This window comes from Pseudomonas sp. P5_B2 (assembly GCF_056400445.1).
The window spans coordinates 1-7,436 of sequence record NZ_JBFULH010000198.1; the positions used below are offsets into that span (position 1 = coordinate 1).

8 protein-coding genes are annotated in these 7,436 nt (G+C 59.5%); 1 reads left to right on the forward strand and 7 read right to left on the reverse strand.

The features are described from left to right. A partial coding sequence (locus AC1DRJ_RS15695) for a UTRA domain-containing protein (RefSeq protein WP_477802969.1) occupies positions 1-519 on the forward strand: 519 nt, incomplete at its 5' end. A 126-nt stretch (positions 520-645) separates the two neighbouring features. Here AC1DRJ_RS15695 and AC1DRJ_RS15700 read toward each other — a convergent pair. The 7 genes from AC1DRJ_RS15700 to minC all read right to left on the reverse strand — a co-directional run bounded on the left by AC1DRJ_RS15700 (position 646) and on the right by minC (position 7,345). Then, entirely contained in the window at positions 646-2,802 is a 2,157-nt protein-coding gene (locus AC1DRJ_RS15700; RefSeq protein WP_477802970.1) for a mechanosensitive ion channel family protein, read from the reverse strand. 77 nt (positions 2,803-2,879) lie between these two features. Further along, a complete protein-coding gene (locus tag AC1DRJ_RS15705) occupies positions 2,880-3,056 on the reverse strand; it encodes a hypothetical protein (RefSeq protein WP_191624635.1) in 177 nt (58 codons plus the stop codon). A gap of 212 nt (positions 3,057-3,268) precedes the next feature. After that, on the reverse strand, positions 3,269-4,558 hold the full coding sequence (locus AC1DRJ_RS15710; RefSeq protein ID WP_477802971.1) for a M18 family aminopeptidase: 1,290 nt from the start codon (positions 4,556-4,558) through the stop codon (positions 3,269-3,271). A gap of 55 nt (positions 4,559-4,613) precedes the next feature. Next, a complete protein-coding gene (locus AC1DRJ_RS15715) occupies positions 4,614-5,249 on the reverse strand; it encodes an RluA family pseudouridine synthase (RefSeq protein WP_477802972.1) in 636 nt (211 codons plus the stop codon). Positions 5,250-5,339: 90 nt separating this feature from the next. Beyond that, entirely contained in the window at positions 5,340-5,594 is a 255-nt protein-coding gene (gene minE / locus AC1DRJ_RS15720) for a cell division topological specificity factor MinE (protein WP_007944431.1), read from the reverse strand. Beyond that, a complete protein-coding gene (gene minD, locus AC1DRJ_RS15725; protein WP_477802973.1) occupies positions 5,594-6,406 on the reverse strand; it encodes a septum site-determining protein MinD in 813 nt (270 codons plus the stop codon). Before minD ends, minE begins: the two co-directional genes overlap by 1 nt. 201 nt (positions 6,407-6,607) lie before the next feature. Further along, the gene (gene minC, locus AC1DRJ_RS15730; RefSeq protein WP_477802974.1) at positions 6,608-7,345 is read right to left on the reverse strand and encodes a septum site-determining protein MinC; all 738 of its coding nucleotides are present in this window, start codon (positions 7,343-7,345) and stop codon (positions 6,608-6,610) included. Positions 7,346-7,436: the final 91 nt, after the last annotated feature.

Genomic DNA, 7,436 nt, shown 5'->3' on the forward strand with positions numbered 1-7,436 from the left:
CGCCGTGGCTGGTTCGTTTCGCCGCCGCGTCTGGCCTATAACCTGATGCAACGCAGTCACTTTCACGCGATGGTCAGCGCGCAGGGGCGTGTGCCGTCCACCGAAGTGATTTCGGCGCGGTTGCAACCTGCCTCGGCAGCGGTGTGCGCCTGGTTGCAGTTGCCGGCGTTGTCGAGCGTGATTCAGATTTGCCGCGCGCGGCGCATTGATGAGCGTCTGGTGCTGTACGTGGAGCACTATTTGAATCCGCAGTATTTTCCGGGGATTCTCGAGTTCGATTTGAATCAGTCGATCACCGAGTTGTACGCACGGCATTACGATTTGCACTACGGGCGGGTGCGTTTCGAAATAGTGCCGACGTCGCTCTCGGTGGATGCGGCCGCCGCGTTACGTGTGTCGGTGGGCAGCCCGGGTTTGCGCATCGCGCGGGTCAATTACGATCAGCATGAGCGGCTGATCGACTGTGACCTGGAGTTCTGGCGCCATGATGCGATTCATGTCGGGGTGGATGTGGTTTAGCCAGCTGAAACTGCGGCGACCCCTTCGCGAGCAAGCCCGCTTGTTTCTTGCGCAGGAATTAGACTGATGATGAGAGCGGGCTTGCCCGCGAAGGCGGCCTGACAGCCAGCCCATTTCTCGCGGCAGTTATTCCTTCTGCGCCTCACCCGTAGCCGTTACAACCTGAACGCTCATGCGCGGCATCGCCAGGTCGAGCCCCGCCTCATCCAGATGCCGCTTGAGCGACAGGTTGAACGCCCGCGAAACTTCCCACTGTTTGATCGGCGCGGTTTTGAACCGGGCGCGAAGGATCGCATTGCCAGACTCGAAACTCTCGACCCCCTGGATCTCCAGTGGCGACCAGATGTTGCGACGTTGCAGCGGGTCGGTGCGCATTTTCTGACCGACTTCGCGCATCAGTTTGATCGCGCTATCAATGTCCATGTCGGACGGTACCGCTACTCGGAAAATCGCGTAGCCGAATTCCCGGGAGTAGTTTTTGATGCTTTTGATTTCGCTGAACGGAATGGTGTGGACGATGCCGTCGATGTCCCGCAGGCGCACGGTGCGGATGGTCAGCCCTTCGACAGTGCCGAGGTGACCGCCGACGTCCACGTAATCGTCGATGGCCAGGGAGTCTTCGATGATGATGAACAGCCCGGTGATCAAGTCCGCCACTAGCGACTGCGCACCGAAACCGATGGCCAGGCCGATCACGCCGGCACCGGCCAGCAATGGTGTGACGTTCATGCCCATGTTCGCAAGCGCGACGATCAGCGCGACAATGAAAATCGCCACGAACAGCACGTTGCGGATCAACGGCATCATGGTCTGTGCGCGGGTATTGGCTGGGCCTTTGCGTGAGCGGGTGAGCGCGAGGTGTACGGCGGTGTCGCTGAGGATCCAGATCAGCCAGACGAAAATCAGCGTGCCGGCGAGGCTGAACAGTTTGACGCTGATCTCATGGCCTTCACCTTCGGTGAACGTGATCAGCGACATGCCCCAGACCCGCAGGCCGAGCTCGATGAACGCCAACCACACTAGCAAGTGAACGAGGGTGTAGAAAAAGTTTTTCAGGCGCTCCGAATACAGCGCATGGCGCTTTACACCACGTTGTGGTTTCAGGGCATGGCGCCGCACCAGTCCATTGATGACCATGCTCAACACCAGCAACACGGTGCAGATCAGCGATTGGCGCAATGCTGTGCTGGTGTCGCCGGCCGAGACGAACGTGGCGAACAGCGAGACGCCCACCAGCACCAGCGCCGGGACGTACCAGAAGGTGCCGAGAATCTCGATGGTGTCGCTCAGGGCGCGCCGGGTCAGGCGCCGGGACAGTGGCTGGTTGCGAATCAAATGCGCGATCGGCCGGCGAAACCGCAAGATGAACAGCCCGGTAGAAATCGCGGCCAACACATTGGCCGCTGTCGCCGCCGTGTGAGCCAGATGGCTGCCGAGACCGGCGATCAGTCGCGGATCGTTCAGCGCCTCACCAAACGCGGCGAAACTGCCGATCAGCCACAATGGTCGAAAAGCCTGGTGCCGCAAGATATACAAGGCGCGGTGGCGGTGTGGACCATCGAGCAGGGAGAACGCGATCACACAGATCGCCGAAAAACACGTGCCGACCACCAACGCGTAAGCCAGCACCATGGCCAGGCTTTTGCCCAGTGACGAGGGCAGGGCGTAGCTCATGTAGACGGTGATCACCAGGGCGACCATCCATGGCCCGAGCTTGCGCAGTGCGAAGCGCAACATGTCCAGCGCCTTGGGGTGTTGCGGCAGTTCTTCGGTCAGGCCGAAGCGCGTGCGCACCCGGTGGCTGATCCAGATCAGGGCCGCCGCCAACAGGCTCCAGACCATCAGGATCATGGCGAAAGCGAAGATGATTGGCAGCCACTCACCGGCAGGCAACATCAATGCTGCCAGTTCGTCCCTGGCCTGATCGAGCTCTTCAGACCAGCGCGTGAGCGGGCTATCGGCCCCGGAGAATTGTTTTTCGAACGTGGCYAGTGTGCCGCCGATCAAGCCCAGCACGCCTTCTTCGGCGGCGGGTTGCGCCTTTTTGGTGGCATCGCGCAGTTTCTTCAGGTCGGCCAGCAGTTTGCTGCGCTGCTGATCGTTTTCCAGCGACTTGATGACTTCGTCCAGCGATTGGCCCAGTGGTTCTTGCGCCTCGGGCTGGGCTTTGGTCGAACTGCCGAGCAGGCCCGGCAAACCGGCCGCCTGGGCTGGCGTCATCGGCAGCAACGTCATGAGGCAGACAAGGAAGAAACACGGCAGGGCGAAAAGACGGGCAAGCACTAGGCGGTCAACCTCGGGATGAACGGATCGACCGAGTGTACGAGCCCGTCTAAATCAATGCGAGTCAGGGGGAGGATTTATTCGTTGAGTTTGGCGAGGATCTTGAAAATTACGGTGCCGAAAATGGTCAGCATGCCAATCCACATGGCAAACACACCGGCGTTTTTGTCGCGGAAGTTGAAGCCGATTGCCAGCATGAGCATCCCGGCGAGGATCGGGATCAGCATGGCGTGAAACGAAGACAGCGAGATCATGGAGACGGCCTTGTCAGTGGTTAATTTAAGTCTAGGTGGCTTTTGGGTGGCTGGAGCTGATGCACATCATTGTGGCGAGGGGGCTTGCCCCCGTTGGGTTGCGAAGCGGCCCCAGCATTCTTTCAGTCATGCCATGCAAACAGATTTCACGACTGCTTCGCAGCCGAACGGGGGCAAGCCCCCTCGCCACAGTTGTTCTTCGCAGGATTGAGTTACGGCAATTCCTGGCAGGCGTAGAACGCGCTCAGCACTTTGACCAGGTGCGCCAGGTCGTGGCTGCCGCACAGTTCGCGTATTGAGTGCATGGCGAAAGTCGGCAGGCCGATATCCACGGTGCGCACGCCCAGGTGGCTGGCAGTGATCGGGCCGATGGTCGAGCCACAGCCCATGTCGCTGCGCACCACAAAGCTTTGCACCGGTACTTCTTCGGCCATGCACAGGTGGCGGAAGAAGCCGGCGGTTTCGCTGTTGGTGGCGTAACGCTGGTTGCTGTTGACCTTGATTACCGGGCCGGCGTTGAGTTTCGGGCCGTGGTTGGCGTCGTGCTTGTCGGCGTAGTTGGGGTGCACGCCGTGGGCGTTGTCGGCCGACACCAGCAGGGATTTCTGAATGGTGCGCACGAACTCGTCACCTTCAGGCAACAGGCGACGCAACGTCTGCTCAAGCATCGGACCGTCAGCGCCGCAGGCCGAACAAGAACCGACTTCTTCGTGATCATTGCAGACCAGCACACAGGTTTCGTCAGTTTCGGTGGTCAGCAGTGCTTGCAGGCCGGCGTAGCACGACAGCAGGTTATCCAGACGCGCGCCGGCGATGAAGTCACCATGCAGGCCGATGATCGCAGCGCTTTGGGTGTCGTAGAAACTCAACTCGTAATCCAGCACGACGTCGGCGTTCAAGCCATGTTCCAGCGCCAACTGATTAGTGAGTACGGCGCGGAAGTCCACACGCTCGTCACCGGCGAATTGCGCGAGGATCGGCGGCAATTCGGTCTGCGCGTTGATTGCCCAGCCCATGTTGGCTTCACGGTTAAGGTGAATCGCCAGGTTCGGAATGGTCGCGATCGGCACTTTGAAGTCGATCAACTGACTCTCGACCTTGCCATCGCGGCGAAAGGTCACGCGGCCGGCGAGGGACAGGTCGCGGTCGAACCACGGGGCCAGCAACGCACCGCCATAGACTTCGACGCCCAATTGCCAGAAACCCTGACGCTGCAGTTCAGGCTGGGGCTTGACCCGCAGACACGGACTGTCGGTGTGCGCGCCCACCAGGCGAATACCGCCATGCAGCGGTGAATGCCGACCCATCTTGATCGCGACGATGGAGGAATCATTACGGGTCACGTAGTAACGACCGTTGGCTTCGGTGTTCCAGGGCTCGCGCTCGTCAAGGCGCATGAAACCCGCCGCTTCCAGGCGTTGAACGAGGCTGGCAGTGGCATGGAATGGGGTAGGGGAGGCCTTGAGGAAATCGATCAGGCCTTGGTTCAACTCTTCGCGCATAAGAAGCTCCAGACAGCAGTGGCGCCAGTTTAACGTATTGAAAGCTCATCGGGCGTCAGAACGGTGCCGGGCACTCGAAACGCAAGCGTTCACCGGTTTGAGGTTGGGTGAAGCTGAGCATGCTGGCATGCAGGCACAAGCGCGGCCAGGCGGCCAGGGCTTGTTCGTGGGCATAGAGCCCGTCACCCAGCAGCGGGTGGCCGATGGAGAGCATGTGCACGCGCAATTGGTGCGAGCGGCCGGTGATCGGCGTCAGTTCGACGCGGCACCAGTCGCCACAGCGTTCCAGCACGCGCCAGAAGGTCAGGGCGTGCTTGCCGAATTCGTGGTCGACCACATGGCGTGGCTTGGTCGGCGGGTCGTAGCGCAATGGCAGATCTATGCTGCCGCTGTCCAGTTCCGGCTGACCCCAGCACAACGCCGTGTAGGCTTTTTCGGTTTCGCGGTCGTGAAATTGCCGAGACAGCTCGCGATGAGTGTCCGGGTCACGGGCCAGGAGAATGATGCCGGAGGTTTCCCAGTCCAGGCGATGGACGATGCGTGCTTCCGGGTAGCCGTTTTCTTGCAGGCGGGTAATCAGGCAATCCTTGTTATCGTCAGCCCGGCCAGGGACGGAGAGCAACAGGGTCGGTTTGTTCACCACCAGTACGGCGGCGTCCTGATGGATGATGTGGACATTGGACAACGGCATTAAAACAGCCTCGTAACAAACGCCAACGGCGGCTCAGRCCCCTTCCAGTGGCAGAAGGGCCCTGAGCCGCCGTGGCTCCGACCGGATCGATTAACGATCCGGCAGGGTTATATTGAGTTCCAGAATCGAGCAACTGCCCTGGTTTTCCAGAGCAACGTGCACGTCATCGGACCCGATATTGACGTACTTGCGGATCACTTCTACCAATTCCTTTTGCAAGGCTGGCAGGTAGTCCGGCGTACTGCGTTGGCCGCGTTCATGCGCCACGATGATCTGTAGACGCTCTTTCGCTACCGATGCGGTACTTGGCTTCTTGTTGGCACGAAAGAAGTCAAAAATATTCATTATCTACCTCCAAACAGGCGCTCGAAGAATCCCTTCTTCGTGACATCGAGGAAACGATGTTCAACGGTTTTGCCCAGCAGACGATCGACGGCATCGCTGTACGCCTGACCGGCGTCGCTTTGGTCGTCGAGAATCACCGGCRCACCGGAGTTGGAGGCCTTGAGCACCGCTTGCGATTCCGGAATTACACCCAGCAGGGCGACAGCCAGAATCTCTTTAACGTCTTCGACGCCAAGCATTTCGCCATCGCTGACGCGTTGCGGGTTGTAGCGGGTCAGCAGCAAGTGTTCCTTGATCGGCTCTTCGCCTTTTTCAGCGCGGCGCGATTTGCTGGCCAGCAGGCCCAGCATACGGTCAGAGTCACGGACCGAGGACACTTCCGGGTTGGTCACGATAATCGCTTCATCAGCGAAGTACATGGCCAGGTGCGCGCCTTTCTCGATACCCGCCGGAGAGTCGCAGACCACGAATTCGAAGTCTTCTTTCAGCGCCATCAGGACTTTTTCCACGCCTTCCTGGGTCAGCGCGTCTTTGTCACGGGTTTGACTGGCGGCCAGGACGTAGAGGTTTTCCAGGCGCTTGTCTTTGATCAGGGCTTGCTGCAGGTTGGCTTCGCCGTTGACCACGTTGACGAAGTCATACACCACGCGACGCTCGCAACCCATGATCAGGTCGAGGTTACGCAGGCCGACGTCGAAGTCGACGATCACTGTTTTGTGACCACGCAGAGCGAGGCCGGTACCGATAGCGGCGCTGGTGGTGGTCTTACCCACACCACCCTTGCCGGATGTAACCACGAGAATCTTGGCCAAGGTGTTTCACCCCTAAGGAAAAAGGACATTTAGCCCCTGAAAAACATCTCTTGAAAAACTACTGCAGTCGGACAGCCTTGGCTGGAATCCGGTTCTGGGCAGGGCTTACCTCCGGTAAACACTGCTTGTGGCCGTTTTCCTACTTCGCTTGAGCCGTTTTCGCTAGGTTTTAGAGATGTTTGGAAAATGCGGCAGTATCCGTTAAAGCCGAATGATGTTCAACACGTCGCCGGACAGGCTGACCTGTACCCCCGCGCCCCATAACGGGTCGCGACGCAGATCCTCGGAGACCTTGTAGTGGCCTGCGATGGACACCAGCTCAGCGCTCATTTGCTGACAAAAAATCCTGGCTTTCGTGTCGCCTTTGACGCCGGCCAATACACGACCGCGCATCGGGCCGTATACATGGATATTGCCATCGGCGAGAAGTTCCGCACCTGGGCTGACCGAGGAAATCACCACCAAATCGCAACCCTGGGCATAAATCTGCTGACCACCGCGTACTGGCGAGGTGATGATTTTTGTCGGTTTGATGGTCGGTTCCGGCGGTTTTTCCGGTTTTTTCTTCACTTGGCCTTCGAGCGGGTCAAGCGCACGCTCACGGGCGCCGGACGGCGGCAGCACGGGTAGATCGACAGCAATGGCGGCAGCGATGTCTTCGATGCGGCTGGCGCGGATGGCCAGCGTGCGCAAGCCATGCTGACGACAAACGCGCATCAGCCCCGGCAAATCTACTGCGCCTTCGCCGGCCGGAAGCTTGTCCAGGGCCAGCACCAGCGGGGCATTGCTGAAAAAATTAGGCGCCTGAGCGACCTTGGCGGCCAGTTGCCGATCAAGGGTCTCGAGGTCGTTGCGGGCCAGTTCCAGCACCGTAATGGCGAGCATGCTGCCCTTCAACTGGAACACGGGATCCTGGTCTTGCGGTTCGGTTTGGCTCATGGTCGGCATACAACGGCTTGTCACTAAAAGTGCCGAGACTTATAACGAGAACGCCCGCAAGCCGCAAGCCGGGTCGAACGATGTAGAATGC

Coding starts and splice junctions, on each gene's coding strand:
- AC1DRJ_RS15715 (WP_477802972.1), bottom strand. CDS start 5,249: ATGCCGTTGTCCAATGTCCACATCATCCATCAGGACGCCGCCGTACTG.
- minC (WP_477802974.1), bottom strand. CDS start 7,345: ATGAGCCAAACCGAACCGCAAGACCAGGATCCCGTGTTCCAGTTGAAG.
- AC1DRJ_RS15710 (WP_477802971.1), bottom strand. CDS start 4,558: ATGCGCGAAGAGTTGAACCAAGGCCTGATCGATTTCCTCAAGGCCTCC.
- minE (WP_007944431.1), bottom strand. CDS start 5,594: ATGAATATTTTTGACTTCTTTCGTGCCAACAAGAAGCCAAGTACCGCA.
- AC1DRJ_RS15705 (WP_191624635.1), bottom strand. CDS start 3,056: ATGATCTCGCTGTCTTCGTTTCACGCCATGCTGATCCCGATCCTCGCC.